Source organism: Zoogloea dura (assembly GCF_012927165.1).
GTDB lineage: Bacteria > Pseudomonadota > Gammaproteobacteria > Burkholderiales > Rhodocyclaceae > Zoogloea > Zoogloea dura.
The window spans coordinates 76388-103343 of sequence record NZ_JABBGA010000021.1 but is presented as its reverse complement, the minus strand read 5'-3'; the positions used below and the strand labels follow the sequence as shown (position 1 = coordinate 103343).

Genomic DNA, 26956 nt, shown 5'->3' with positions numbered 1-26956 from the left:
GCGCTGCTCGGCGGGTCGGAACGGGCTTTTACCGGGCACCGAGCCTCTACGGAAAGGCCGGTGGGTGCGAGGCGCTGGGGTTTTGCTCTTTCGTTGATCATCGCGCCCTGCTTCAGCAAACGCGCGGTGTTTGCGAAAAGCCCGTTCTGACCCGCCGAGCAGCGCAGCAGCGGGCGGGGCCTTCCGGCGCGGCTGTCTGAGGAGGCGTAGCCGACGAGTTCCGCGCCGGCCGCCCGATGCGAGCAGCGCAGGGGAGTCGTTCGCAACGCGAACGACCGGGGAGGCGGGTCGCCTTTCTTGCTTACTTCTTTGGCGAAGCAAAGAAGTGAGTCGCCCGCCGGGGCGAATTCCCGGCCAATCCAACGCGGAAAAAAGGAAAGCCGACCCGCAAAGGCTCTCCACAGCCGGCTGAAGCCGCCCCCCTAATTCAAATACATCGACAGATCACGGCGGGCCATCATCACGGCGCGCATATCGGGGCACAGGGGGAACCATTCGAGCAGGCGGCTGCGGGCGCGGTCGCGGGCTTCGGCCTTGTCGCGCAGCACCACCTCGAGCAGTTGCCCGAAGGCGGCAGACCAGTCATTGCGCTGGGCCAGCAGGGTGGCCAGGCCGAAGCGGGCCTCAAAGTCCCTGGGGTCGGCCTCCAGCCGCCCCAGCAGGACGGCTTCATCCTCCATCCCGCCTTCGCCGGCCAGGTCGAGGCGGGCCTTGAGCCTGAGCCAGCGGTCGTCCCGCTCGCGCACCGCCACCGACTCCAGGCCGACCAGGGCCTCGTCAGGCAGGCCGGCGTCGATCAGCGCGGCCACCAGGTCCAGCACGATGGCCAGGCGGCGGCCCGACAGCTCAGCCGCCTGGCGCAGCAGCTCCACCCGCGCCAGCGGCTCGGCCTGGGCCGCGGCGGCATGGCGCAGGCGCTCCGCCTCGTCGGGCAGGTGGGCATCCAGGAAGGCCCGCACCTGCCCTTCCGGCAGGGCGCCCATGAATTCGTCCACCACCTCGCCGCCGATGAACAGCTTCACCGCCGGGATGCTGCGCACCGCGTAGCGGGCCGCCACCGCCTGGGCCTCGTCGGAGTTGATCTTGACCAGCACGAAGCGCCCGCCGTATTCCCGCGCCAGCTTCTCGAGCAGCGGCTTGAGGGTCTTGCAGGGGCCGCACCAGGGCGCCCAGAAATCCACCAGCACAGGCACCCGGCGGGACAGGGCGAGGACCTTGGAATCAAACTCGGATTCGATGATGTCGAGGGCGAAATCGTGGCTCATGGCAGGCAGGGGGTGAAGTTGATATGGGGAGAATCGGGCTTCCCGCGCCAGGATTCAAGCCCCTCGTGTGGCGCCGCCCTCAGCGCGGCCGGCTGTCCCAGATCTTCTGCAGGCGCTTGACCGACACCGGCATGGGGGTCTTGAGCTCCTGGGCGAACAGGCCGACGCGCAGCTCTTCCAGCATCCAGCGGAAATCCTCCAGTTGCGGGTCGGTGACACCGGCCTTGGCCTTGGCCAGCCATTCGCGCTCGCAGGGCTGGGCCAGGCTCTTCCATTCGGCCATGAACTGGGCGTCGCGGGCCGTGTTGTTGCGCAGCTTGTCGATGCGCACGGTGGCGCCCTTGAGGTAACGCGGCACCTGGGCGATGCGCTCGTAGGGCAGCGCCACCAGGAAGTTCTTGGGCATCAGCTTGGCGACCTGGGCGGTGATGTCAGCCACCACCTCGGGGAAGGTCTTGAGGCCGGCCAGGCGCTTGGTGAGGGTGGCGTGCTCGACGATCAGCTGGCCGGTCAGGCGCATCAGTTCCTGGGCCACCAGGGTGATGCGCGGCTTGGCCTCCTGGCAGCGCCGGGCGAAGCTGTCCGCATCGGCGGGCAGCGGCTCGAGCAGGCAGCAGCGCTCCAGGGTGGCGGTGACCAGCTGGGCCTTGAGCTCGGCTTCGGTGCCATAGGGGATGAACTGCAGGGCCAGGTCGCGCACGCCCGGGAGCTTTTCGATGGCCTTGACCTGGGCCGACAGCTCCAGCGCGAACAGGCGCGCCAGGCCGCCGCGATGGACCCTGGCAGCCTCCTCGGGGGTGTCGTAGGGGCGCAGCGACACGCTGCCGCCGTCATCGTGGAGGGCCGGGAAGCCGACGATCTCGCGGCCGGCCACCTTGATCTCCAGCAGCTCCGGCAGCGGGCCGAAGGTCCACCCGGTGAAGCCGGCCAGGGCCTGCCCGGCGGCCGGGGCGGGGGCCGCGGCGGTGGCCTTGGTGGCCATGGTGGCGCTAGCGGCCGGGGCCACCGGCTCGCCCTTCTTGGGCGCCGGGGCGTCCGCCGCCGGGACGATGCGCGCCGACTGGAAGCGCGCCGCCACCTGGTCCTTGAAGCGGGTGCGCAGCTCGGCCAGGTTGCGGGACTGGCCGAGCACCCGGCCATGTTCGTCCTGCACCCGGAAGTTCATGAAACAGTGGGGGTTGAGGTTCTCGGGGCGGAAGCTCTCCATCGGCAGCTTGAGGGACACCCGCTCCTCGACGAAGCGCTGCAAGGCCTTGATGAGGGGGTCGTCCAGGTCGAACTCGCCCGCCTCGTAGCGCTCCATGAAGGCCGCGGCGCTGTCGGCCATCGGCTGCAAGCGGTGGCGGTGCTTCTGCGGCACGGTCTTGAGCAGGGCCGTCACCTTTTCTTCGAGCAGGCCGGGCACCAACCACTCGCAGCGGTTGGCGGGCACCTGGTTGAGCATGGCCAGCGGCACCAGCAGGGTCACACCGTCGTCGGCCCCGCCGGGCTCGTGCAGGTAGGCGAGCTTGAGCTTCTGGCCCAGCACCTCGAGGTTGGAGGGGAAGCGGTCGGTGGTGATGCCTTCCGCGTCATGGCGCATCAGCTGGTCGCGGGTCAGCTGCAGCAGCTTGGGGGCCTTGCGCTCGGCGTCCTTGCGCCAGGCCTCGAAGCTGGCCAGGTCGAGCACATCCGGCGGCAGCTTGGCGTCGTAGAAGGCGTAGATCAGCTCCTCGTCCACCAGCACGTCGGGCCGCCGGGACTTGTGTTCGAGGCGCTCGATCTCGGCCATCAGGCGGCGGTTGTGGGCCAGGAAGGCCATGCCGCGGGCCGGCCCTTCGGCCATCTCGCCCTGCACCAGGCCTTCACGGATGAACAGCTCGCGGCACAGGGCCGGGTCGATCTCCCGGTAGCTCACGCCGCGCCGGGGATACACGGTGAGCCCGTACAGGGTGCCCCGCTCCCAGGCCCGCACGGCGCCGCTGGCCTTGGACCAGTGGGGCTCTGACACCTGGCGCTTGAGCAGGTGGCCGCCGACTTCTTCCAGCCATTCGGGTTCGATGCGGGCCAGGCAGCGGGCGAACAGGCGCGAGGTGTCCACCAGCTCGGCACCCATGATCCACTTGCCCGCCTTTTTGGCGATGGCAGAGCCCGGATGCGGCCAGAACTTGATGCCGCGGGCGCCCAGGTAGCTGCCGGCGGCAGGGCCCGAGGCATCTTCGATCTTGCAGCCCACGTGGCCCAGCAGACCGCTGAGCAGGGCCTTGTGGATGGCCTCGAAGCCGGCCGGCTTGTCGTTCTCCTTCCAGCCGTGCTCGGTGCACAGGGTGTGCAGCTGGGTGAACACGTCGCGCCATTCGCGCAGGCGCAGCCAGGACAGGAAATGGGTCTTGCACCAGGCCTTCTGCTTGCTGGAGCTCTCGTGGCGCTGCACCTCCTCCCACGCCTTCCAGAGGTTCCAGTACCACAGGAATTCGGACTTCTGTTCCTGCTCCGGCCCGCGGAAGCGGGCGTGGGCCTGGTCGGCGGCGGCCTGGCGCTCGGGCGGACGCTCGCGCACGTCCTGGGTGGACAGGGCCGCGGCGATCACCAGCACCTCGGCCAGGCTGCCCCGGTCGCGGGCGGCCAGGATCATGCGGCCGATCTTCGGGTCCAGCGGCAGCTTGGCGAGTTCGCGGCCGATCGGGGTGAGGTGCATGACCGCCTCACCGTCCTTCTCCTCCACCGCACCCAGCTCGGCCAGCAGCTGGTAGCCGTCGGCCACCATGCGCGGCAGGGGCGCGTCGATGAAGGGGAAGTCGGACACTTCGCCGAGCTTCAGCGACTTCATGCGCAGGATCACCCCGGCCAGGGAGGAGCGCAGGATCTCCGGATCGGTATGGGCCGGGCGCTTCTCGAAGTCGTCCTCGTCGTAGAGACGGAAGCACACGCCGTCGCTGACCCGGCCGCAACGCCCGGCCCGCTGGCGTGCCGCCGACTGGGCGATCTTCTCGATCTGCAGCTGCTCCACCTTGTTGCGGTGGGAATAGCGCTTGACCCGGGCCAGGCCGGTATCCACCACGTAGCGGATGCCCGGCACGGTGAGGGAGGTCTCGGCCACGTTGGTGGCCAGCACCACCCGGCGCCCCTTCGAGGGGGCGAAGACCCGCGCCTGCTCTTGGGCGGACTGGCGGGCGAACAGCGGCAGCACCTCGGTGCCGGCGGCGTGGTGGGCCTTGCGCAGGGCCTCGGCGGCCTCGCGGATCTCCCGCTCGCCGGGCAGGAAGACCAGCACGTCGCCGGGGCCGCTGCGGTGGGCCTCGTCCACCGCGTCCACCAGGGCATCGTAAAGATCCCGGTCGGGGCCGCGGCTGTCCTGGCGCGGCGCGGGCTCGCCGGGGCGCGCCGGTTTGGGCTCGTCCCGCTCCACCGGGCGGTAACGCATCTCGATGGGGTACAGGCGGCCCGACACCTCGATCACCGGCGCCGGCCTGTCGCCCTTGCCGAAGTGGCGGGCGAAGCGTTCGGCGTCGAGGGTTGCGGAGGTGACGATCACTTTCATGTCCGGCCGCTTCTGCAGCAGCTGGCGCAGGTAGCCGAGCAGGAAGTCGATGTTGAGGCTGCGCTCGTGGGCCTCGTCTATGATCAAGGTGTCGTAGGCCGACAGCAGCGGGTCGCCCTGGGTCTCGGCGAGCAGGATGCCGTCGGTCATCAGCTTGATGTAGCTCTGCGGGCCGATGCGGTCGGTGAAACGGATCTTGTAGCCCACCGTGCTGCCCAGTTCGCTCTTGAGTTCCTGGGCGATCCGGCTGGCGGTGGCACGGGCGGCGATCCGCCGCGGCTGGGTGTGGCCGATCAGGCCGGCGACGCCCCGCCCCAGCTCCAGGCAGATCTTGGGCAGCTGGGTGGTTTTGCCGGAGCCGGTCTCGCCGCAGACGATGACCACCTGGTGGTCGCGGATGGCGGCGGCAATCTCGTCCTTGCGCTGGTTGACCGGCAGGTCGGGCGGGAAGTCGGGCTTGGGCAGCGCGTTGGCGCGGGCGATCAGCCTGGCCGCCGAGTCGGCAAGGCGCAGGCGCAGGGCCTCGGGCAGCTCGTCCAGGCTGCGCGGCCGCTTGGGCAGGCGACGCAGGTCACGGCGCAGGGCCGGCCGGTCGACGGACAGGCACTGTTCGAGAAGGGAGTATGGATCTTGCCGGTCTTGCGGAGAGGCCATCGGGAACGCAGCGGAAAAAGATGGAAACAGGGATGCACACAGGGCTGGAAACAGGGCAGAACACGGGCACGCGGATGCACGGAGCTGGCGCGGATTTTACCCTGCCCGGACCGGCGCGCCGGGTTTGCGCATCAAAACGGGTAATCCGCTCCAGCGGCGGGCGCCCGGCTGTGACTTAATTACTCAAGCTGGAGACGCAAGCGCCGATACCCCGGGCGACCTTAATGATGCGGCGGAGTGTCCTGCCAGCACAGGCAACATCGACCGGAACCCTGATGGACCGTCCCGACGCCTCCCCCCCTCCCCACCCTGCACCAGGGCAGGATCTGCCCCTGCTCCAGCCCCGCTTCGACTGCCGCAGCGGCGGGCTGGTCGCGGCGCAGCTGTATGCCTGCCGCGGCGCCACCAGCCAAAGCGTGACCCTCGGTGACCTCGCCGGGCTCGAATCCGCCGCCCTGCGCGCAGCGTGCACCCGGGTGGGCGCCTGGAACCGCACCGGCCAGCGCCTGACGCTGGCCCTCAACGCCAGGCTGGAGCTTCTGTGCACGGCCGACTTTCCCGGGCGGCTGGGCGCGCTGCTGCTCGACACCCGCCTGGAGCCCTGCTGCCTGGAGCTGAACATCGTGATGGGCCGCGGCGAGATCTCCGACACCGAGCTGGCCGCCCTGCAGCACCTGCGGCAGAGCGGCATCCGCTTCGTCACCAGCGCGGCCAGCCCGATCAGCGCCCACCAGGCGTGGATCCGCCGGATGCCCCTCGACGGCCTGGAAGTGCCGGCCCGCCTGGTCCAGGACGTGACGGCGGCCCCGGAAGGCGTGGCCATCATCCGGGCCCTGATCACCCGGGCCCACAACATGAAGCTGACGGTCAACGCCAAGGGCGTGCGCACGCCCCATGTGCAGTCCGTCATGAAGGCCTGCGGCTGCGACTCGCTGCAGGGCTCCCAGCCCGGCGAGGCCTGCAGCCTGGAGGACTTCGCCGCCCGCCTCGCGGAAGCGCGCCCGGCCGGCCGGGGCCTGGAGCAGGCGGTGACCGCCGGGCGGACCCTGCTGCTGGTGGATGACGAGCAGAACATCCTGGCGTCCCTGCGCCGCCTGCTGCGCCGTGATGGCTACACCATCCTGAGCGCCGCCAGCGGCCAGGAAGGTCTCGAAGTCCTGGCTGCCAACCTGGTGGACGTGATCGTCTCGGACCAGCGCATGCCGGGCATGACCGGCGTGGAGTTCCTGCGCAAGGCCAAGGACATGCACCCGGAGAGCGTGCGCCTGGTGCTGTCGGGCTACACCGACCTGCAGTCGGTCACCGACGCCATCAACGAAGGAGCCATCTACAAGTTCCTGACCAAGCCCTGGGACGACGCGATGCTGCGGGCCAACATCGAAGAGGCCTTCCGCCGCAAGGCCTTGTCCGACGAGAACCTGCGCCTGTCGGCCGAACTGCAGCGCGCCAACCTGGAGCTGGCGCACATCAACGAACGCCTGCGCGACACCGTGATCGAGCGGGAGCGGCGCCTGAGCCTCGACGAGCGCGCCCTCAGCCTGGCCCAGGACGCCCTCGCCGCGCTGCCGATGGCGGTGCTGGGGGTGGCCCCCGACGGCATGATCGCGCTGAGCAACCTGGCCGCCGAGCAGTTGATGGCCGGCCAGTCCCCCCTGCTCGGCCAGTACGCCCACGACATCCTGCCCGCGGCGCTGCTCACCCTCATCGCGCAGGGTGGAGCGGGGAGCGAGGGCAGCACCGATGTCGAGCTGGGCACGCGCCGCTTCCACGTGGACGTCCGCCCGCTGCCCGGCGCCACCGCCCCCCGGAGCTGCCTGCTGAGCTTCAGCGGCTGTCAGGCACACCATGAGTGAGCCCCGCCCCCTCGACCCGCCCAGCCCGGAAGCCCCCGTGGAGTCGTCCCCGGCCGCTCCCGACGGGCTTGCCCGCCAGCACGAGGCGGTGCATCAGCGGGTCATGCGGCTGTTCCGCCACACGGCCGGCGAGCCGGGCTCGGATGCCCTGCTGCATGCGGTGATCAGGTTTCGCCAGGAGCAATGCCGATGAGCCGCCCGTCCCTCGCCGAACTGACCGGGCAGATCAGGCAATTGCCGGCGATGCCCCTGATCGCCCTCGAGGTGATCCGCTCACTGCAACACAGCGACGTGGATGTGGAAGGCCTGGCGCGCCGCATCGCCCAGGACCAGGCCATCGCTGCGCGGGTCCTGCGGGTGGCCAACTCCCCCTTCTACGGGCTGCAGAAGCGGGTGGCGTCGATCCACGACGCCATCGTCGTGCTGGGTCTCGCAGCGGTCCGCTCGCTGGTCCTGGCCGCCTCGATGCTGACCTGTCTGCCCGGCGGCAGCGCCCGCGGATTCAGCCGGGACGCCTTCTGGCGGCATGGGCTGGGCACCGCGCTGGCGGCCCAGGCCCTGGCCCGGGTGCTGCAGCGTCCCGCCGAGCCGGTGTTCATTGCCGGCCTGCTCCACGACATCGGCCGTCTGGCGATGGTGTCGCTCTATCCGGAGCCCTATGCGGCCATGCAGGACCAGGCCGTCCGGGAAGACCTGCCGCCGAGCCTGCTGGAAGCCGGCCACTTCGGCTTCGATCACGCCGAGGCCGGTGCCAGCCTGGCCACGCTGTGGAACTTTCCCCCCGCCATCGCTGATGCCATCGGCCGGCACCACACGCCGGGCGAATGCCCGCCCGGCAGCCTGGCCGGCATCATCCACTACGCCGATGCGATCGCCCGGGCGCTCGAACTGGACGGCGAGCCCGACGGGCAGGTGCCTCACCTCGACCAGGCCACCATCGATGGGCTCGGGGTGAGCTGGGAACAACTGAACGGCGTGCTCGAAGACACCGCGAGCCGCTTCGAAAGCTGTCGTCTGATGCTGGGTTGAATCCATGCCACCCGATACTCCGCGCCCTCTCCCACCGGCCTCGCCCTACCGCATCCCCGGCCGACTGTTTCCGCTGGCCGAGTCTTTCGGCACCGGCATCCTGCTGCATCGCGGCGGCCCCGTGCTGTTCGCCAACCCGGCCATGTCGCGCCTCACCGGCCTGACCCCGCAGGAGCTTGCCGACCGCGACTTCTGGGATCTGTTTCCGGCGCAGGTGCGCGACCAGGGCCGTGCCCGGCTGGCAGGGGAAAGCCATGCGGCCCGCTATGAGACCCTGATCCTCACCGCGGCGGGAGACGAGCGCTGGGTCGAGCTGTCGATCGCCATCGAATCGATCCAGGGGGAAGACACCTTCGTCTGCAGCTTCATCGACATCACCGAGCGCAAGCACGCCGAGACCGCCCAGAAGCAGACTCAGCAGCTGATGACCCAGATCATCGACGGCGACCCCGTGCCCACCCTGGTCATCAACGCGCGCCATGTGGTCACCCACTGGAACCACGCCTGCGAGCAGGTCATCGGCATCTCCGCCCGCAGCATGGTCGGCACCCGGCGGCAGTGGTCGGCGTTCTACCGGTCGGAGCGGCCGATCATGGCCGACCTGATCGTCTCGGGTGAGATGGACGCCATCGTCGACCATTACGGCACCAAGAACCTGCGCCGTTCGCCGGTGATCGAGGGGGCCTACGAGGCGGAGGACTTCTTTCCCCACATGGGCGACCAGGGCCGCTGGCTGCATTTCACCGCCGCCCCGCTGCGCAATGCCCTCGGCGAGATCATCGGCGCCATCGAAACCCTGCAGGACGTCACCGAACGCAAGAACGCCGAGGCCGGGCTGCTCAGGCTGCAGGCCGACCTGGAGGCCACGGTCGCCATCCGCACGGAGCAGCTGCAGCAGGCCAAGGCCCGGCTCGAAGAGGACATCGAGCGTCGCGAGAGGGCGGAAGAGGAGCTCCTCAAGCGCTACACCGAGCTGACCGAGCTCAACTGCCGCCTGCACGAGGCCCAGGAGCAGCTGGTGCAGTCCGAGAAGATGGCCTCCATCGGCCAGCTCGCCGCCGGGGTGGCCCACGAGATCAATAACCCCATCGGCTATGTGAATTCCAACATCCGCAGCCTCAAGGGCTACATCGATCAGTTGCTGAACGTCGTCGATGCCTACGCCGCGCGGGAGAGCGCCCTGCCGCCCGACGAGGCCGCCACCCTGCAGCAGATCCGCAAGGCGGCGGACTTCGACTACATCCGGGATGACATCAACGAGCTGCTGCGGGAATCGGAGGAAGGCACCGAGCGGGTCCGCAAGATCGTCCAGGATCTGCGCGACTTCTCCCGCTCCGATGCGCGCCAGGACTGGCAGGCCTCCGACCTCCACCACGGCCTCGACAGCACCCTCAACATCGCCAGCAACGAGATCAAGTACCGGGCCGATGTGCACCGGGAGTACGGCGAGCTGCCCCTCGTCGAGTGCCTGCCGTCCCAGCTCAACCAGGTCTTCATGAACCTCTTCGTGAATGCGGCCCAGGCCATGCCGGACGATCGCCGCGGCCTCATCACGATCCGCACGGGCGTGGCCGGCGGGCAGGTGTGGATCGAGGTGGGCGATGACGGCAAGGGCATTCCGCCGGAGGTCATCGCCCGCATCTTCGACCCCTTCTTCACCACCAAGCCGGTCGGCAAGGGCACCGGGCTGGGCCTGTCCCTGTCCTACGGCATCATCCAGAAGCACCACGGCAAGATCAGCGTGAGCAGCACGCCCGACGTCGGCACCACCTTCCGCATCACCCTGCCCATTCACCACCCGGCCTCCAGCGGAGCCCCGCAATGACCCCCTCCCCCGACAACGCCACCTTCACGCTGCTGTGCGTGGACGATGAGGCCAACATCCTGTCTTCCCTGCGCCGCCTGTTCCGGCCCCACGGCTACACGGTGCTGATCGCCACCGGCGGCGCCGAAGGGCTGGAGATCCTCGACAAGCAACCGGTGGACCTGATCATCTCGGACATGCGCATGCCCGGCATGGACGGCGCGGCCTTCCTGGCCGAAGCACGCCAGCGCCACCCGGACACCGTGCGCCTGCTGCTGACCGGCTACGCCGACATGGACTCGACCATCGCCGCCATCAACGCCGGCCAGATCGCCCGCTACATCGCCAAGCCCTGGAACGACCAGGACGTGCTGCTGACCGTCCGCGAGGCGCTGGAGCGCAAGGCGCTGGAACGGGAGAAGAACCGCCTGGAGGCCCTCACGCTGGCCCAGAACGCCGAGCTGAAGGCCCTCAACGCCAGCCTCGAAGACAAGGTCGAGGCACGCACCGCCGAGCTGAAGGCCGCCCATGAGAAGCTGAAGCAGCAGTTCCTGACCTCGATCCGCGTCTTCTCGAACCTCATCGAGCTGCGTGAAGGCGTGATCTCCGGCCACTCCCGGCGCGTCGCCGACCTGGCGCGCAAGATCGCCATTAAGCTCAACTTCCCGTCCGCCGAGGTGCAGGACGTGATGCTCTCCGGCCTGCTCCACGATGTCGGCAAGATCGGCCTGCCGGACGAGCTGCTGTCCAAGCCGGTATCCCACATGAGCGGCGACGAGCTGGGCCTGCTGCGCAAGCACCCCGTCACCGGCCAGGCCGCCCTGATGGGCATCGACAACCTGCGCAAGGCGGGCACCTTCATCCGCGGCCACCACGAGCGCTGGGACGGCCAGGGCTACCCCGACCGCCTGTCCGGCCTGGCGATTCCCTACGGCGCGCGGGTGCTGGCCGTCGCCAACGACTTCGACAGCCTGCAGATCGGCAGCCTGTCGCCGCGCAAGATGAAGCCGGACGAAGCCATCGCCTTCATCCAGCAGAACCGGGGCAAGCGCTATTGCCCCCAGGCAGTGGACGCCCTGACCGAAGTGCTGGGTGCGGCCGAGACGGCCGGCCAGGGCGGCCACGACCTGAACCCGTCGTCCCTCAAGCCGGGCATGGTGCTGGCGCGGGATCTGGTGACCCGCGACGGGGTCATGCTGCTGGCGGCCGACTTCGTGCTCGACGAGAGCCTGATCCGCCAGTTGCGGGAGCTGGAGGCCTCGGAGGGCATCCGCCTGTCTATCGCCATCCGCCCCGACAAGCCCGCCTGAGGGCGGCCCCCCCGCTCAGCGCACGGAGGTGTTGCCGGCCAGCATGCCGGGCATCGACACCTCGCGGCCCAGCACCTCGAGCAGGGACTCGGCAGGCATCGGCCGGGCAAACAGGTAGCCTTGGATCAGGTGGCAGCCGCGGGCCGACAGCGCGCACAACTGCGACGGCGTCTCGACGCCCTCGGCCACCACCTCCAGCCCCAGGCTGTGGGCCAGGCCGATCACCGCCTCGACGATCGCAATGCCCTGCCCGTCGTCCAGCTCGTTGACGAAGGAGCGGTCGATCTTGAGCGTATCCACGGCCAGCCGGCGCAGGTAGGCCAGGGACGAGTAGCCGGTGCCGAAATCGTCCACCGCCACCCGCACGCCCATCTCGCGCAACTGGCCGAGGATGACCGTGGCGTAGTCCAGGTCACGCATCAGCACGGTTTCGGTCAGCTCGAACTCGATCCGCCCGGGCGGCACGCCAGCGGCGGCCAGCACCGCACTGACCGTGGGGATGAGCTGGGTGTCCATGAAATTGACGCCGGACAGGTTGATGCAGAAGCGGAAGTCAGCCGGCAGGTAAGGCTCCATCACCGCGATGTCGGCGCACACCCGCTCGATCACCGAACGGCTGAGCGGCACGATCATGCCGGTCTCCTCGGCCAGGGAGATGAACTCCGGCGGCGGGATCGCCCCCCGCGCCAGATGGGGCCAGCGCACCAGGGCCTCGGCCTTGACCACGGCCCGCCGGTGCAGGTCGACGATGGGCTGGTAGACCACCCGCAGCGCGTCGTCGCCGATCGCACGGCGCAGATCGCCTTCGAGGGTGAAGCGCAGGAAGGCCGCCACCTTCATCTCCTCGGAGAACAGGGCGACCTGCTCGCCGGTGACCCGCTTGGCGCGGTTGAGCGCCGTCTCCGCCGCCTTGAGCAGGGCATCCGCGTCGGTCGCGTGATCGGGCATCACGGCCAGGCCTATCCTGGCCGACAGGGTGATCTCCTGGCCGGGCACCCGGATCGGCGACCGCACCGCCTGCAGCAGGGTCTCGGCCACCGCGATGATGTCTTCCTGACTGCCGGCATCGCTGAGCAGCACACCGAATTCGTCGGCCGCCAGGCGGGCCACCCGGAGGCGTGGCAGGGAGCCCCCCCCGGCGGGCTCGGCCGGCGCCCGGTCGCCCATGCATTCGCGCAGGCGGTGGCCGATCACCTGCAAGACCTGGTCGCCCCGCTCAGGCCCGAGGCTGTCGTTGATGCGGGCGAAGCGGTCGAGATCCACCACCATCACGGCGCAGCGGCTGTCGTTGCGGAGGCCGCGGGCCACCGCGCCGAGCAGACTCTCGCGGAAGAACTCCCGGTTGGGCAGGCCGGTGAGATGGTCGAAATAGGCCAGCTGGCGGATGCGCCGCTGGGCATCCACGTGGTCGCTGATGTCCTGGGCGCTGCCCTCCATGACCAGCTGGCCACGGCCGTCGCGCACGTCGCCGGGCTCGGCGGTTTCGAGCACCGTGCGCACGCTGCCGTCGGGCCACACGACCCGGTAGGTGAGCTGGTAGCCGACGCCCCTGCGGGCGCCTTCGACGGCCGATGTCACCGCCGCCCGGTCGCTGGCATAGACATGCCCGAGCACCGCTTCCATGCCATCCCCGAAGGCCTGCGGCGACTGGCCGAAGAGCCGGTAATACTGGTCCGAACGCTGGACCCGGTCTTCACCAACGAACCACTCCCAGCTGCCCAGCCGGGCAATCCGCTGAGCGTTGGAAAGGCTCTCCTTGTTGCGGGTCAGCTCCTTCATGACCTGGGCGGACCGCAGCACGTAGCGGATGCGGAAGCGCAGCAGGGTCCAGTTGATGGGCTTGGAGATGAAGTCGGTCGCCCCGGCGTCGAAGGCCCGCTGCACCGACTCGCTATCGTCCAGCCCGGTGAGCATGATGATCGGCACCAGCGCTCCGCTCTGACGGGCCCGCAACTGCTGGCAGACCTCGAAGCCGCTGAGGCCCGGCATCATCACATCGAGCAGGACGAGATCCGGCAGCTTGCTGTCGAAGGCGCTCAGCGCCTGATAGCCATCCGCCGCCTCGATGGTTGCAAAGCCGCCTTCCCGCAGCGCCTCGGTGGCCATCATGCGGGTCAGGGGGTCGTCATCCACGACCAGGACTTGAGCATGTTCGCTTGGCGTCATCATTCCATCGGGCTCCTCGCCCGGTCCAGTAATTCCATGCTGACCAGTTGTTCGCGGAGAAGCACATCCTTGCAGGCCTCCCAGGCATCGGCCAGCCTCTCCACGTCGGCGGCGGTGGGCGCCTGCCCGTCCTTGATCCGCTCGTCCAGGCTGCGCGCGCGGGCCGCCAGCCTGACCGCACCGACGGCCAGGCAACCTGACTTCATCTTGTGGGCCAGGGTCCTTACCGTCCTGGCATCGCCTTCGGCAAGGGCTGCCCGCAAGCCTGCCACATTACGCTCGGTTTCACCCACGAAAAGCGGCAGGAGGCGCTGCAGCATCGGCGAGGCGCGGTTGCCATTGACCCCTGGCAGGGACATCAGCAGCTCCACATCCATCGCCGTCTCGGCATCGCGCTCCGTCTGCACCGGCGGATCGGGGACGATCCGCGGGAAGGAGGTGTCCGGGTCGGACGGCAGAGCCTCCCTCAGCCAGCGACTCAACACGGCCCAGAGTTGCTCGCGAGACACCGGCTTGACCAGGTAGTCATCCATGCCGGCCGCCAGGCAGGCATCCCGGTCTTCCTTGAGGGCGTTGGCGGTGAGGGCCACCACCGGCATGCGCGGCAGGCCCCGGGCCGCCTCGTGGGCGCGGATTCCCAGGGTGGCCTGGCGGCCGTCCATCTCGGGCATCTGGATATCCATCAGGACCAGGTCGAAGCGGGCCGCACAGCAGGCGTCGAGGGCCTTGCGGCCATTCTCGGCGACCGAGACCCGGCAGCCCAGGGATTCGAGCACGGCGGTCACCACCTCGCGGTTGACCGGGTGGTCCTCGACGACCAGCACATGGGCCGCCAGCGCTCGCTGGACGGTCAGCCCGGGGTTGTCCCCGGGCCCGGGCTCGCGTCCCAGGACGCGGCGCACATCGAGGCCGGTGAAGGGCTGGGCCAGCAGGTGGGTGGCGCCGGCCGCCTCGAGCACCGGCGCATCGTCGCGACCGGCGTCGCAGATCCCGACCCGGGCCGGGCAGCCGGGACGCCCGTTGAGGGCACGCAGGCACGCGACGCCCTGGCCACCGTCGAAGGCCGCATCGACGATGACCCAGTCGAAGCCGGTATCCACCCCCAGCATCTCGTCCACCGCCGGTATGTCGAAGGCCAGTTCGGTACGGCAGCCCAGGAAGACCAGCTGCTCGACCAGCGCATCACGCAGGCGGGAGTCGCCGAGCGCCAGCAGGGCCGCGGTGCCGGTCAGGGGCTGCTCGAGCTTGCCGCCGGCCGGGCCGGTACCGACCTCGAATTCGGCCCAGAAGCACGACCCCTGCCCCGGCTCGGTGAGGTAGCCGATGCTGCCGTCCATCAATTCGATCAGCTGCTTGGCGATGGAGAGGCCCAGCCCAGTGCCGCCAAAGCGGCGCGCCATGGAGTTGTCGGCCTGGGAGAAGGACTGGAACAGCCGCGCGCCCGCCTCCCGCGGGACGCCGATGCCGGTATCCCGCACTTCGGCGCGCAGGCGCATGCGCCCCGCAGGTGCTCCCGCAACGGGGAACAAGCGGATGGCGATCTCGCCCTTCTCGGTGAACTTCTGGGCGTTGGAGAGCAGGTTGTTCAGCACCTGGCGCACCCGCAGCCCGTCGCCGACAGCGCTCTCCGGGACTTGCCGGTCCACGTGCAGGCGCAGGCGCAGGCCCCGTTCGTGGGTCGACACTGCGAACAGGGTGGCCACCTGGTCGACGGTATCCCGGAGGGAGAAGGGCAAGGCCTCCAGCTCGAGGCGGCCGGCCTCGATCTTCGACACATCGAGCACGTCGTTGATGATCTCCATCAGCGAGTGGGCGGAATCGCCCAGCATGTCGACAAAGCGCGCCTGGCGCCCGGCCAGCGGGGTCTGGCGCAGCAGCCCGATCATGCCCAGCACGCCGTTCATGGGGGTGCGGATCTCGTGGCTCATGTTGGCCAGGAACTGCGACTTGGCACGGCTGGCGGCTTCGGCCTGCTCCTTGGCGGCCTGCAGCTCGGCGGTGCGCGCGGCCACCTCCGAGGCCAGGTGCTCCCGATGCAGGGTCAGCTCCCGGTCGCGGTTGGCAATCTCGCCGAGCATGCCGTTGAAGCCGGCGATGAGCTCGCCCACCTCGTCCGCATAGCCGGCTGGCGCCCGCAGGTCATAGCGTCTGTGGGCGCCCACCTCGCGGACCACCTGGGCCAGCTGCTGGATCGGGTCGACGATCATCCCCTGGACCCGGCGGACAAACAGCGCAGCCGCCAGCAGCGCCACCAGCAATCCGATGCAGGCGAAGCCGATCCACAGGGCGAGGCGCCCCAGGATGGGTTGCAGATCGAATTCGAGCAGCAGGCAGCCGAGCTCTTCTCCATCGCCGACCAGCCGCTGGCTCACAACCAGGCTGAGCATGCTCCAGCGCGAAGTCTTGTCGGCCCCGATCGCCTTCAGGCGCTCGATGCGCTCCACCTGCCCGCGCAGGGCCACGGGATAGGTGGAGAAGACCTTGCCGTCGGGACGCAGCAACATGGCGGCCGACACCCGCTCGTGGTAGCGCAGGGAAGCCAGCAGGGAGTCGGCGACCCGCGGATCGTCAAAGCGCAGCGGCGAGATCGCCCCGTCGGCAACGATCGCCGAGAGGGTCTGGGCATCCTCGTCGGCACGCCGCAACTCCCCGCGTACCTCGAGGATGAAGATGGTCAGCAGCGCCACTCCCAGGGCGATCAGCACACTGAAGCGGACCACCAGGCCGAGCTTGGCACCGATGGGCAGTTCCCGCAGGGCTCTCATCGCCCCCCCCTTTCCGCCCCGAACACCTGACGGCCGAGCCGCAGCAGCTGGGAGCTGGCGCGCAGGCTGTCGCGCAGCAGCGGCCCCTGGTTGATGTCGAAGCGCACCCGCTCATCCTCGATGACCAGCCCTATCCCTCCGCCCGCCTCGACGAAACCGTCGATGTCGCTGACGGTCAGCACCGCGCGATCGGCCAGCCCGCGCAGGATCGGCCCCATGCGCCGCTCCTCGGAGCCGGAGATGAAGACGAGGTGGCAGTCGCCCGCCTGGTCCAGGTTGTCGACCTGGCGCACACGCACCTCATGCCCCTGGACCTGGCGCCCCTCCAGCCCCTCGAGAGCCCCGCCGAACGGGTCGCGCCCCAGCACGCAGATGCGCAGCGGCGCGCCCGCCGGCAGACGCCCGGCCGGCCATTCGACATAGCGCGCGAAGTTGAGCAGGTAGGCCGCCTTGATCTGGTATTCCCCCGAGGGCGGTCCGGCGAGCGCCGGCAGCGCCACGAGAAAAACCGTGGCGCGCAACAGCGGGATGAGGAAAAGGCCCCGTTTCACGGCTGCATCCTCAGTACCGCCAGACACCCTGCAGGTAGCCCCGGCGGGGCTGGTAGGCGGGCTGACCCGGGAAGAAGTTCGACACGTACTCGAGGTGCAGCGGGTCGAAGAGATTCTGGATGCCGAGGGACAGGTCGAAGAGCGGCCCCACCCGCCAGCCATAGCGCAGGTCAACCGTGGTGTAGGCCGGCACGCTGGCCTCGCCGATGGCGCCGATGCGGCGCAGGACCAGATCAAACTCGTGGCCCCGCCCGGCATTCATCATGGCCCGCAGACTGGCCCAGTGGTGAGGCGAGGTGGTTTCGATGCTGCGGCCATAGGCCTCGAGGGCCGGATCGCTGCTCGACTTCGCCCGGGTGTCCATCACCGTGTAGCTGGCCTGCAGGCGCAGGCTGGAGGTGACCGGTAGATCAAGCCCCAGCTCGAGGCCATGGCTCCGCGCAGCACCGAAATTGCCTCGGTAGAGCGACTGACTGGGCGCGTAATACGGTGGGATCGGAATGGGCAGGCCCGGAAAGACGAGGCCGTTCGGATCCATGTGGGTCCCGATCAGACGGCGGTAATCGTTGTAGAAGGCCACCGCCTCCAGGCTGGCCCGGCCCAGGTTGCGGCGGTAGCCGAACTCGAAAGCGTCGAGCCGCTCGGCACGACGATTCCAGTCCGGCCAGGGGCTGGAGATCGTCGCCACCGCCGGGAACGGTGCCTGGGGCGGCGCCGCGCGGAAGCCGTAAAGGATGGTGGCATCGCTCTCCCCGATGGAGGGCGTCCGGGCGGCCCGCGACCAGCTGGTCCACAGGCTGTCATCCATGCTCGGCGTCCACATCAGGCGTACCGTCGGCTGCGGCTCGAAGCGGCTCAGGCTGGAATACTCGAAGCGGCCGCCGACGGTCAGCTTCCAGGTCTTCGGCACCAGGGTGATCTCGTCCTGCACAAAGGCGCTCAGGACCCGTGAATGGCGACGCGCCGGATCGAGGCCGAGGATGCTGGTGACCGCGATGATCTCGGTCCTGACATAGCGGGCCCCCAGCCCCCACATCAACTCATGGGCCCCCTCCGCCGCCAGGCGGTGCTGGAAGTCGGCATCGACGGTATCAACCGTGCCACGCCCATAGGAGCCCACATTGGCAAACTGGTGGTCCACGTAGGCCTGCAGGGACGCCTCGCCCCCCAGCCAGCCCCAGTTGCGCCGCCCCTGCAGGCTGCTCCCCTCGAACTCGAAGTCGATGGGGTAGAGCCCCTGGAAGCCCGCCACCGAAGAGCTGACGATGTTCTCGCGGCTGTTGCGGTGATAGGCATTCCCCATCACCGACCAGGCATCCGCCCCCGAGCCGGCACCATCGAGACGAAAACCGCCACTCCAGCCCCGGTTGCTGTCGGAGTCCTCGCGGCCATTGGCGGTACGCGAGCGCGACAGCTCACTCCCCTTGATGAAGACCCGCCCGGCCCCGGCGTCCCCCAGGTCGATGCCCTGGCGGGCCGCCAGCGTGGGCTGCCCCTGGTCGTCGATACCGGCGGAGACCAGCCCGCCCTGGGTGGCGGTCGCCTTGCGCGTCACGATGTTGATGACGCCATTGACCGCGTTGGCGCCCCACAGGGACGCCCCTGCTCCGCGGATGACCTCGATGCGCTCGACGTCCTCGAGCATGACATCCAGCGCCTCCCAGAACACACCGGAAAACAGCGGGCTGTACACGCTGCGCCCGTCGATCTGGACCAGCAGCTTGTTGGAGAAGCGGCCATCGGTGCCACGCACCCCCACCGCCCAGCGCCCCGAGCCGATCTGCGACACGGTCACCCCGGGCACGTCACGCAGGGCCTCCGGAACACTGCGCGCGCCGCTGCGGCGGATCTCCTCGGCGGACAGCACGGTGACTGCCGCCGGCGTATCGGAGAGTTTCTGCGCCTTGCGGGACACCGTCGCCACGTCGAGACGGGCCAGCTCTTCGAGGGTCAGATCAACCAGCGGCGCCTCCCCACCCTGTGCCGCCGAACACCCCAAGACGAGGGACACCAGGAGACTGGCTTGGACTCGGTTCTTCATTGGAACTCTCTATGCATTGCGGTAACAGGCAGGCATGCCATCCCCGACTGCCTGCTCTTGATGTCGGATTGTCATGGATATGCGACGCAAAGCACAGCACGGACGCCACATTTCTCACCAGCACGCGGCCCTCTGCTTCACCGCCTCCCGCCCGACCAGGCATTTCCCGCCGGGCCGGGTTCGGGCACCGCCACCATCGGCTACAATTGCAGGCTTTCGCATTTCGTACCCGGCGCCACTCCGCCCGCGCCCGTCAAGGTAGGACCCAGATGACCGCTCCCAAACCCGCCGCTGAAGAAGCGACCCCCAGCAACTTCATCCGCAACCTCATCGACGAAGACCGCCGCCTCGGCAAATGGAGCGGCCGCGTCGAAACCCGCTTCCCGCCCGAGCCGAACGGCTACCTGCACTACGGCCACGCCAAGAGCATCTGCCTTAACTTCGGGCTCGCCGAGGCCTACGGTGGCGCCTGCCACATGCGCTTCGACGATACCAACCCGACCAAGGAAGAGCAGGAATACGTCGACGCCATCATCGAGGCGGTGCAGTGGCTGGGTTTCGACTGGCAGCAGCACCTCTACTTCGCGTCGGATTACTTCGACAAGATGTACGCCATGGCGGAACACCTGATCACCGTCGGCAAGGCTTACGTGGACTCCCTCTCCGCCGAGGAGATGCGTGCCTACCGCGGCACCCTGTCGGCGCCGGGCAAGGACAGCCCCTACCGCAACCGCAGCGTGACCGAGAACCTGGAACTGTTCCAGCGCATGAAGGCGGGCGAATTCCCCGACGGCACGCACATCCTGCGCGCCCGGATCGACATGGCCTCGCCCAACATCAACCTGCGCGACCCGGCGATCTACCGCATCCGCCACGCTACCCACCACCGCACCGGTGACCGCTGGTGCGTCTATCCGATGTACACCTTCGCCCATCCCATCGAGGATGCGCTGGAGGACGTGACCCACTCCATCTGCACCCTCGAATTCGAAGACCAGCGCCCCTTCTACGAATGGCTGCTGGAATCCCTCGCCGACGGCGGCTTCTTCCAGCGCCCGGTGCCGCGCCAGATCGAATTTGCCCGCCTCAACCTCACCTACGTGGTGCTCTCCAAGCGCAAGCTGATCCAGCTGGTCGAGGAAAAACACGTCGAGGGCTGGGACGACCCGCGCCTGCCCACCCTCATCGGTGCCCGCCGCCGGGGCTTCACGCGCGAGGGCTTCCGCATGTTCGCCGAGCGCATCGGCGTTTCCAAGGCCGACTCGTGGATCGACATGAGCGTGCTCGAAGACTGCATGCGCGAGCACCTCAACGAAGCAGCCGAGCGCCGGGTGGCCGTGCTCGACCCCCTCAAGCTGATCATCACCAACTACCCCGAGGGCCACACCGAGCGCTGCCACGCCCCCAACCACCCGCTGCACCCCGAGCTGGGCAAGCGCGAGATGCCCTTCAGCCGCGAATTGTGGATCGAGCGCGAAGACTTCATGGAAACCCCGGTGAAGGGTTATCACCGCCTCTACCCGGGCAACATGGCGCGCCTGCGCTATGGCTTCGTGGTGAAGTGCACCGGCTGCGAGAAGGATGCCGACGGCAACATCACCGCCGTGCTGTGCGAATACCTGCCCGACTCCAAGTCGGGCACCCCGGGGGCCGACACCTACAAGGTCAAGGGCAACCTCCACTGGGTCTCCGTCGCCCACGCCTACACCGCCGAAGTGCGCCTCTACGACCGCCTCTTTGCCCACGCCTACCCGGGCAACCGCCGCGAGGGCGACCCTGAAGGCCTGGAGCGGGATTTCGTGGAGGACATCAATCCGGACAGCCTGCGCGTCATCACCGCCCAGCTGGAACCGGCCCTGCGCGCGGCTCGGCCCGAGGCCCGCTTCCAGTTTGAACGCCACGGCTATTTTGTGGCCGACCGCATCGACACCCGCGACGGTGCGCCGGTTTTCAACCGCACAGTGACCCTGCGGGACGCCTGGAAAAAATAAGCAGCCGGGGTGGCCGTCAAGCCACCCGGCCCCGCCATCATCCGGATGGCGGGGCCGTAAAATGACAGGTGGCCGGATCGCCACCGCATCGGCACATGCCAATGAAATGGCCTGATAGCTTAAGCTTTGGGAGGTTTTGCCGATTACAAATGGCTGAACCGTTCGTTGTTCGATTTCTCCTGCATGAATGCGGGATCAATCCGACCCAACCCAGACCCCGCCAGGCCATTGCACTGCATGCTGAGCAACCTATCGATCCGTGTCCGCCTCCTGCTGGCCAGTACCGTGGTCCAGGTCGTCATGCTGACACTGCTGCTCAGCAACAGCGGCCGGCTGATGAACGAGGCCACCACAGCCAGCCTGAATACCCTGATCGCACAGAACGCGGCCATCCTGAACGTGGTGACCGCCACCTTCGTGCCCCAGGGGCGTTACACCGATCTTCAGGATGCACTGGGCGAACTTCTCAATGAGACCAACGAGGGGCTGGTCTATGTCCGCATCGTAGACAGCACCGGCAAGACCCGGGTGCGCGCCGGCCTCCCGGAGATGACCACCCTTCCGCTGCCCGACGATCTGTCCTCCCTGAACCTGTCGGCCGGCCCGCATCCAAGCCTGATCCACATCCGGCGCCCGGTGCTGCTGGAAAAAAACCAGGTGGGCTTTGTCCAGTTCGGCGTCTCCGTCTCGGCCCTCAGCCTGGCCCGCCAGCGCATCCTCAGCCAGGGCATCGCCATCGCCAGCGCGGAGATCCTGCTCACCCTGCTGCTGCTCGGCGCGGTGGGCTACCTGATGACCCGCAACCTGGGCCGCCTGCTGCGCGGCAGCCAGGCGATTGCCGCCGGCCAGCTGTCCCATCGCCTCCCCGACCAGGGCAGGGACGAACTGGCCCAGCTCTGCCAGCATTTCAACCGGATGGCGGAAGCCCTGCAGTCGCGCATCCAGGAACTCGAAAGTACCGCCCGCCAGCTGACCCTCAGCGAAGAGCGCTACGCCCTGGCCACCCGCGCCGCCAATGACGGCCTGTGGGACTGGGACATCGTCAGCAACAAGACCTACTACGCACCGCGCTTTGCCGAGATCCTCGGCCTGTCCGCCCAGGAGATGCTGGAGCGCCAGACCTCCATCATCGACTACCTCCACCCGGAAGACAGGGAGCCCTTCCGCCTGCGCCTGATCGCCCATCTCAAGCGCGAATCGGCCCAGCTGATGGTGGAACACCGGATCATCCACGCCGACGGCAGCTACCGCTGGGTGCTCACCTGCGGCATGGCCGTCTTCGACCCCGGCAGTGGCCGCGCCCTGCGCATGGCCGGCTCCATCAGCGACATCCATCTGCGCAAGCGCGCCGAAGACCAGCTGATCCACGACGCCCTCCATGACGGCCTGACCGGCCTGGCCAACCGGGCCCTCTTCGTCGAGCACCTGCAGAACACCCTGCGCCATGCCGACCGGGTGTCGGGCAGCCTGTTTGCCGTGCTGCACATCAACATCGAGCGCTTCCACGTGGTCAACGACAGCCTGGGCTACTCCTCCGGCGACGATCTGCTGCGCCTGGTCGCCGCGCGCATCCAGGCCATGGCCCGGCCCGGCGACGTGGTCGGCCGCATCGGCGGTGACCAGTTCGCGGTGCTGCTCAACGACATCGCCGAAACCGGAGAGGCCATCCGCTTCTCGGAGCAGCTTCAGACCCGCCTGGCCGAGAACGCCGAGCTGAACGGACACAACCTCTATCCGAAGACCCGCATCGGCGTTGCCCTTGGCAGCGGCGGCTTCCAGAATGCCGAGGACCTCATCCGCGACGCCGACAACGCCATGAACCGCTCGCGCAGCAGTACCGAGAACACCATCACAGTGTTCCAGTCGGCCATGCACCAACAGGTCATGCGTGACCTGCAACTCGAATCCCAGCTCCGCGCAGCGCTGCAGGGGCACGAGCTGGTCGCCCACTTCCAGCCCATCGTCGACCTCGGCTCGGGGCGCACCTCCGGCTTCGAGGCGCTGGTCCGCTGGCCCCAGGGCAACGCCCGGCGGGTGGGGCCCGATGTCTTCATCCCCCTCGCGGAATCCCTGGGCCTGGTCCACGAGCTGGGCATGCAGATGCTCGAGCAGAGCTGCCGGGAACTCCGCAACTGGAGGGATCTGGGCCTCGCCGACAACCAGGTATCGATCAGCGTCAATCTCTCCGCCCGCCAGCTCACCCAGACCGACCTGGCAGACCAGATCGTCAACTGCATCGAACGCCACGACCTGCCACCCAGCGCGCTGAAGCTCGAGATCACCGAAGGCACCCTGGTCACCCGCAAGGAACTGGCCACCAGCCAGCTGAGCAAGCTGCGCGCCAAGGGCCTGAAGATCCTCATCGACGACTTCGGCACGGGCTATTCATCCCTCAGCTACCTGCACTCCATCCCCTGCGACACCATCAAGCTGGACGGCTCATTCATCCGCGAGATCGAGCAGGACACCCGCCTGCGGGCAATCGTCGGCACCAGCATCCACCTCGCGCACGAGCTGGGCATGAGCGTCGTGGCCGAATGCATCGAAACCAGAGCCCAGGCCGACCTCCTCCGGGAACTCGGCTGCGACTACGGTCAGGGCTACCTTTTTGCACCCGCACAAACCGCCGAGAAAGTCAGGGAATGGCTCGCCGCTCAACTCAATCCGGCCCAGGGAAGCCTCGCATGAAACGCCTCGCCGCCACGCTCCTGATCGCCATCCAGACCTGCGCAGGCGCCGCCCTGGCCTCGGAGGTCACATCCCCCTCACCCTTCAGCCTGTCGGGCTTCGGCACGATCGGCACCGTCCGTACCGACAAGGACGACCGCGCGTTCCGCAGCAGCATCACCCAGAACAGCGGCGCCAGCACCAACTTCGACTTTTCAGTGGACTCGGTACTGGGGCTCCAAGGCTCCTACAAGTTCAGCAACACCCTGGATGTCACGCTGCAGTCCGTCGTGCGCAAGGACTCCTCGGGCAGCTACGACCCAAAGCTGACCTTTGCCTTCCTGCGAGCCCACGCCACACCCGAGCTGACCATCCGGGCCGGACGCATGCGGACACCGTTCTTCATGTATTCGGATTCCCTCAATCTCAACTATGCGAGCCCCTGGGTGCGCCCACCGGTCGAGGTCTACAGCCTCAACCCCTTCGCCGATCTCGATGGACTGGACGCCTTCTACCGCCTGCCGATCAGCGACATGGAGCTCGAGGTGCACGCCTACGGCGGCAGGAGCAATCTCGACGCCAGGGAAAGCACCGGCAACCTGACCAGCATCCGCGGCATCAAGGCCTCGCTCAGCGCCTCCAGGCTGACCCTGCAAGCCAACTTCGCCAAAGCCAACCTGGCCCTATACTGGAACGGCCCCATCTATGCAGCCCTCGCCCACCAGTTGATCGCCACCGGCAACGGGCACATCGTCGACCAGATCGCCGGCTCCGGCAGCCCCACCACCTTCTTCTCCACCAGCTTCCAGTACGACAACGACCGCCTCCTGCTGATCGGCGAATATGCCGCGCGCACGGTGGACCGCTACAACAGCAGCGCCATCGGCTGGTACCTGACCAGCGGCTACCGCTTTGGTCCGGTCACCCCTTTCGTCACCTTCGCACGCCAGCACCAGGTCGCCACCGACAACGCCGCCAACACCGGCAATGCCTCCCTGGATGCCACCCTGAGACTGCTCAATGCAGTCCGCAACAAAGCGCAGACCAGTGTCGCCGCCGGCATGCGCTGGGATGCGCGACGCAACCTGGCGCTCAAGGCCCAGCTCGAACGCATCCAGCCCGGCCCGGACGGCCTGGGCATCTTCGTGTCCAATTCAGTCATGGACAACCTCAACCCGGGCGGCCCGGTTCACGTCCTCAGCCTCACGGCCGACTTCGTCTTCTAAGCCAATGCGCGCTCTCCACGTTCTCCTGATCGGCACCCTCCTGGCCTGCAGCAGCGCAGCACAGGCTGAAGTCGTGGTGGTCACCAGCATGCGCAGCGGCCCCATCGAACTCAGCCGCGAGCAGGCCGAGAAGCTCTACCTCGGCCGCAGCACGACCCTCGGCGACGGAACGCCGGTCAATCTGGTCGACCTGCCCAATGGCAGCACCCGGGACGAGTTCTACGCCAAGCTGACCGGCAAGAATCCAACCCAGATCCAGGCCTACTGGTCCCGCATTGTGTTCACCGGCCGCGCCAGCCCTCCCAAGGAAGCAGGCAGTGTGGCCGAAGCCCGCCAGTGGCTCGCCGACACGCCCAACATCATCGGCTACCTGGAGCGCAGTGACACCACGACGGGCCTAAGGATCCTGCTTCGACTCCCCTGAAATCTCCAATTTCGCGGAAAATTGCCGAATCAATGCAAATTTCCGTTAGTTCCGGGAATAGTTGCATTTGCATTCATTTAGGAGTCCTAGAATCTGCAGCTATCGCTAATGCGCCGCGGCCCAGCAATGAAATCCCTGACTCAATCCCAGAACTACCATCCAAGCTCCTCCCTCACCACGGGACAAACACTCATGTGGATCGTCGGCGGCGTCATGCTGATGTTCCTGGTGATCTCGCTTCTCTTCGTGGCCAAGCTCGGCTCGGAAGGCCGGCTGCCATTCCTCCAGAAGCGCTCTGCCAATCTCACCCCCAGCTCATCGGACATCACGACCCAGAAGGCAAACCAGCCCCCGGTCGCCCCCCCCGTCCCCGCGAGCAGCACGGAGGTGGCGGCGGTCGAGGTGACTGCGGACACCCTGCGCCCGGAAGCCAAGGCCAACTTCGTAGCAGGCGCCGAAAGCGTCCTGCCTGCCGATATCGCCCAGCTCTCGAAGGAAGACTCGACCAACCGGGCGGCAACCCCGTCCAATCCTTCGCCCGCCGCACCCTCCCCGCAGTCCGCAGAGCACGCCAGCGGCATGGCCGAAGAAGTTGCACGCAACATCGAAGGCTGGGTCCGCGACTGGGAAAGCAAGGACGTCAGCGCCTATCTGGCCCACTACGCCCCGGACTTCCGACCGGCCAACCAGCTGGGCTACAACACCTGGCTGCAACAACGCAAGGAACGCCTCGGACGCCCCGGCGACATCTCGATCAGGATTTCCAGCCCCGAGATCAAGATCAAGGGCGAACGCGCCAGCGCCCGCTTCGTCCAGAACTACTCCGGTGGCGGGCAACGCCTCTCCGAGATCAAGACACTCGATCTCGTGCGTAACGAACAGCGCTGGCTGATCGTCGCCGAACGCATAGGCCAGTAAGACCTCGAGCAAGCCATCCCTGCCCCAGGCACGGGGCCGCCCAAGGGAAGCGCGCCCCGCGTTTGACACGGGCGCGTTCTCCACATATCATTGACGGTTTCCTGCAAACCCTTAATCGGAGTACATCCATGTACGCGGTCATAAAAACCGGCGGCAAGCAGTACCGTGTCACCGTCGGCGAAAAACTCAAAGTAGAACAGATACCGGCTGACGTGGACTCGCAAATCACCATCGACCAGGTCTTCATGGTCGGCGAAGGCGAGTCGGTCAAGATCGGCACCCCCGTGGTGGCCGGCGCCACTGTCACGGCCACCGTGGTTTCCCACGGCCGTCACGACAAGGTCAAGATCTTCAAGATGCGTCGCCGCAAGCACTACCAGAAGCATCAAGGTCACCGTCAGAACTACACCGAGCTTCGCATCGAAGCGATTTCGGCCTAAGCGCAAGGAGAAACCGACATGGCACACAAAAAGGCTGGCGGCAGTTCCCGTAACGGTCGCGACTCAGAAAGTAAACGCCTTGGCGTCAAGCGCTACGGCGGCCAGTTCGTCCTCGCCGGCAACATCATCGTTCGCCAGCGCGGCACCGAATACCACCCGGGCGAAAACGTCGGCATCGGCAAGGATCACACCCTGTTCGCGCTGACCGAAGGCACCGTGCAATTCACCGTCAAGGGCGCCAACAAGCGTCGCACCGTGAGCATCGTGCCCGCCGCTGAATAAGTTCAGCCGGCAAGCATTCAAAGCCCTATCCCAGATAGGGCTTTTTTTCA

At 67.8% G+C, this 26956-nt stretch carries 18 protein-coding genes; 12 read left to right on the top strand and 6 right to left on the bottom strand.

Annotated features, from left to right (window positions below):
- Positions 1 to 422: 422 nt before the first annotated feature.
- Positions 423 to 1265: a tetratricopeptide repeat protein gene (locus tag HHL15_RS20220; protein WP_169147621.1), complete on the bottom strand. Its 843-nt coding sequence runs from the start codon at positions 1263 to 1265 to the stop codon at positions 423 to 425.
- A 79-nt stretch (positions 1266 to 1344) separates the two neighbouring features.
- Complete coding sequence (gene hrpA / locus HHL15_RS20215; protein ID WP_169147620.1) at positions 1345 to 5439, bottom strand: ATP-dependent RNA helicase HrpA; 4095 nt, start codon at positions 5437 to 5439, stop codon at positions 1345 to 1347.
- 275 nt (positions 5440 to 5714) lie between these two features.
- Here hrpA and HHL15_RS20210 point away from each other — a divergent pair, with 275 nt between their 5' ends.
- From HHL15_RS20210 to HHL15_RS20190, 5 genes are read left to right on the top strand one after another with little or no spacing between them, the layout of a single operon-like run.
- Positions 5715 to 7292: a response regulator gene (locus HHL15_RS20210; protein ID WP_169147619.1), complete on the top strand. Its 1578-nt coding sequence runs from the start codon at positions 5715 to 5717 to the stop codon at positions 7290 to 7292.
- Positions 7285 to 7485 carry a hypothetical protein gene (locus tag HHL15_RS20205; RefSeq protein WP_169147618.1) on the top strand — a complete coding sequence of 67 codons (201 nt, stop codon included), beginning with the start codon at positions 7285 to 7287 and terminating at the stop codon, positions 7483 to 7485. The genes HHL15_RS20210 and HHL15_RS20205 overlap by 8 nt, the downstream gene beginning before the upstream one ends.
- Positions 7482 to 8321, top strand: a complete 840-nt coding sequence (locus HHL15_RS20200) for an HDOD domain-containing protein (protein ID WP_169147617.1) — start codon at positions 7482 to 7484, stop codon at positions 8319 to 8321. The genes HHL15_RS20205 and HHL15_RS20200 overlap by 4 nt, the downstream gene beginning before the upstream one ends.
- 4 nt (positions 8322 to 8325) lie before the next feature.
- Positions 8326 to 10146 (top strand): ATP-binding protein, encoded by a 1821-nt coding sequence (locus HHL15_RS20195; protein WP_169147616.1) that lies wholly within the window; start codon positions 8326 to 8328, stop codon positions 10144 to 10146.
- Positions 10143 to 11435 (top strand): HD domain-containing phosphohydrolase, encoded by a 1293-nt coding sequence (locus tag HHL15_RS20190; protein ID WP_169147615.1) that lies wholly within the window; start codon positions 10143 to 10145, stop codon positions 11433 to 11435. The genes HHL15_RS20195 and HHL15_RS20190 overlap by 4 nt, the downstream gene beginning before the upstream one ends.
- Positions 11436 to 11450: 15 nt before the next feature.
- On the opposite strand, the gene HHL15_RS20185 is transcribed toward HHL15_RS20190, so the two are convergent.
- Genes HHL15_RS20185 through HHL15_RS20170 form a run of 4 tightly spaced genes read right to left on the bottom strand, consistent with a single transcriptional unit; the run spans position 11451 to position 18958 of the window.
- A complete protein-coding gene (locus tag HHL15_RS20185; protein WP_169147614.1) occupies positions 11451 to 13604 on the bottom strand; it encodes a two-component system response regulator in 2154 nt (717 codons plus the stop codon).
- Entirely contained in the window at positions 13601 to 16366 is a 2766-nt protein-coding gene (locus HHL15_RS20180; RefSeq protein ID WP_169147613.1) for a hybrid sensor histidine kinase/response regulator, read from the bottom strand. The genes HHL15_RS20185 and HHL15_RS20180 overlap by 4 nt, the downstream gene beginning before the upstream one ends.
- On the bottom strand, positions 16363 to 16917 hold the full coding sequence (locus HHL15_RS20175; protein ID WP_169147612.1) for a YfiR family protein: 555 nt from the start codon (positions 16915 to 16917) through the stop codon (positions 16363 to 16365). Before HHL15_RS20175 ends, HHL15_RS20180 begins: the two co-directional genes overlap by 4 nt.
- Before the next feature lie 10 nt (positions 16918 to 16927).
- Positions 16928 to 18958: a TonB-dependent receptor plug domain-containing protein gene (locus HHL15_RS20170; protein WP_169147611.1), complete on the bottom strand. Its 2031-nt coding sequence runs from the start codon at positions 18956 to 18958 to the stop codon at positions 16928 to 16930.
- Between the two features lie 269 nt (positions 18959 to 19227).
- On the opposite strand from HHL15_RS20170, the gene HHL15_RS20165 reads away from it, so the two are divergent.
- The 7 genes from HHL15_RS20165 to rpmA all read left to right on the top strand — a co-directional run bounded on the left by HHL15_RS20165 (position 19228) and on the right by rpmA (position 26906).
- Positions 19228 to 20949: a glutamine--tRNA ligase/YqeY domain fusion protein gene (locus tag HHL15_RS20165; protein ID WP_169147610.1), complete on the top strand. Its 1722-nt coding sequence runs from the start codon at positions 19228 to 19230 to the stop codon at positions 20947 to 20949.
- Positions 20950 to 21186: 237 nt separating this feature from the next.
- Positions 21187 to 23637, top strand: a complete 2451-nt coding sequence (locus HHL15_RS20160) for an EAL domain-containing protein (RefSeq protein ID WP_169147609.1) — start codon at positions 21187 to 21189, stop codon at positions 23635 to 23637.
- A complete protein-coding gene (locus HHL15_RS20155) occupies positions 23634 to 24842 on the top strand; it encodes a hypothetical protein (protein WP_169147608.1) in 1209 nt (402 codons plus the stop codon). Before HHL15_RS20160 ends, HHL15_RS20155 begins: the two co-directional genes overlap by 4 nt.
- A 4-nt stretch (positions 24843 to 24846) precedes the next feature.
- Positions 24847 to 25266: a hypothetical protein gene (locus tag HHL15_RS20150; protein ID WP_169147607.1), complete on the top strand. Its 420-nt coding sequence runs from the start codon at positions 24847 to 24849 to the stop codon at positions 25264 to 25266.
- A gap of 126 nt (positions 25267 to 25392) precedes the next feature.
- On the top strand, positions 25393 to 26184 hold the full coding sequence (locus HHL15_RS20145; RefSeq protein ID WP_169147606.1) for a L,D-transpeptidase Cds6 family protein: 792 nt from the start codon (positions 25393 to 25395) through the stop codon (positions 26182 to 26184).
- 128 nt (positions 26185 to 26312) lie between these two features.
- Positions 26313 to 26624 carry a 50S ribosomal protein L21 gene (rplU, locus tag HHL15_RS20140; RefSeq protein WP_169147605.1) on the top strand — a complete coding sequence of 104 codons (312 nt, stop codon included), beginning with the start codon at positions 26313 to 26315 and terminating at the stop codon, positions 26622 to 26624.
- A gap of 18 nt (positions 26625 to 26642) precedes the next feature.
- Positions 26643 to 26906: a 50S ribosomal protein L27 gene (rpmA, locus tag HHL15_RS20135; RefSeq protein WP_169147604.1), complete on the top strand. Its 264-nt coding sequence runs from the start codon at positions 26643 to 26645 to the stop codon at positions 26904 to 26906.
- Positions 26907 to 26956 lie beyond the last annotated feature (50 nt).

What these genes read in the sequence shown, in the direction of transcription:
- HHL15_RS20200 (WP_169147617.1), top strand. Translation starts at nt 7,482, where the DNA reads ATGAGCCGCCCGTCCCTCGCCGAACTGACCGGGCAGATCAGGCAATTG.
- HHL15_RS20220 (WP_169147621.1), bottom strand. Translation starts at nt 1,265, where the DNA reads ATGAGCCACGATTTCGCCCTCGACATCATCGAATCCGAGTTTGATTCC.
- rplU (WP_169147605.1), top strand. Translation starts at nt 26,313, where the DNA reads ATGTACGCGGTCATAAAAACCGGCGGCAAGCAGTACCGTGTCACCGTC.
- HHL15_RS20160 (WP_169147609.1), top strand. Translation starts at nt 21,187, where the DNA reads ATGCTGAGCAACCTATCGATCCGTGTCCGCCTCCTGCTGGCCAGTACC.
- HHL15_RS20195 (WP_169147616.1), top strand. Translation starts at nt 8,326, where the DNA reads ATGCCACCCGATACTCCGCGCCCTCTCCCACCGGCCTCGCCCTACCGC.
- HHL15_RS20180 (WP_169147613.1), bottom strand. Translation starts at nt 16,366, where the DNA reads ATGAGAGCCCTGCGGGAACTGCCCATCGGTGCCAAGCTCGGCCTGGTG.
- HHL15_RS20185 (WP_169147614.1), bottom strand. Translation starts at nt 13,604, where the DNA reads ATGATGACGCCAAGCGAACATGCTCAAGTCCTGGTCGTGGATGACGAC.
- HHL15_RS20190 (WP_169147615.1), top strand. Translation starts at nt 10,143, where the DNA reads ATGACCCCCTCCCCCGACAACGCCACCTTCACGCTGCTGTGCGTGGAC.
- HHL15_RS20165 (WP_169147610.1), top strand. Translation starts at nt 19,228, where the DNA reads ATGACCGCTCCCAAACCCGCCGCTGAAGAAGCGACCCCCAGCAACTTC.
- HHL15_RS20210 (WP_169147619.1), top strand. Translation starts at nt 5,715, where the DNA reads ATGGACCGTCCCGACGCCTCCCCCCCTCCCCACCCTGCACCAGGGCAG.
- HHL15_RS20205 (WP_169147618.1), top strand. Translation starts at nt 7,285, where the DNA reads ATGAGTGAGCCCCGCCCCCTCGACCCGCCCAGCCCGGAAGCCCCCGTG.
- HHL15_RS20155 (WP_169147608.1), top strand. Translation starts at nt 23,634, where the DNA reads ATGAAACGCCTCGCCGCCACGCTCCTGATCGCCATCCAGACCTGCGCA.
- HHL15_RS20150 (WP_169147607.1), top strand. Translation starts at nt 24,847, where the DNA reads ATGCGCGCTCTCCACGTTCTCCTGATCGGCACCCTCCTGGCCTGCAGC.
- HHL15_RS20145 (WP_169147606.1), top strand. Translation starts at nt 25,393, where the DNA reads ATGAAATCCCTGACTCAATCCCAGAACTACCATCCAAGCTCCTCCCTC.
- HHL15_RS20170 (WP_169147611.1), bottom strand. Translation starts at nt 18,958, where the DNA reads ATGAAGAACCGAGTCCAAGCCAGTCTCCTGGTGTCCCTCGTCTTGGGG.
- rpmA (WP_169147604.1), top strand. Translation starts at nt 26,643, where the DNA reads ATGGCACACAAAAAGGCTGGCGGCAGTTCCCGTAACGGTCGCGACTCA.
- hrpA (WP_169147620.1), bottom strand. Translation starts at nt 5,439, where the DNA reads ATGGCCTCTCCGCAAGACCGGCAAGATCCATACTCCCTTCTCGAACAG.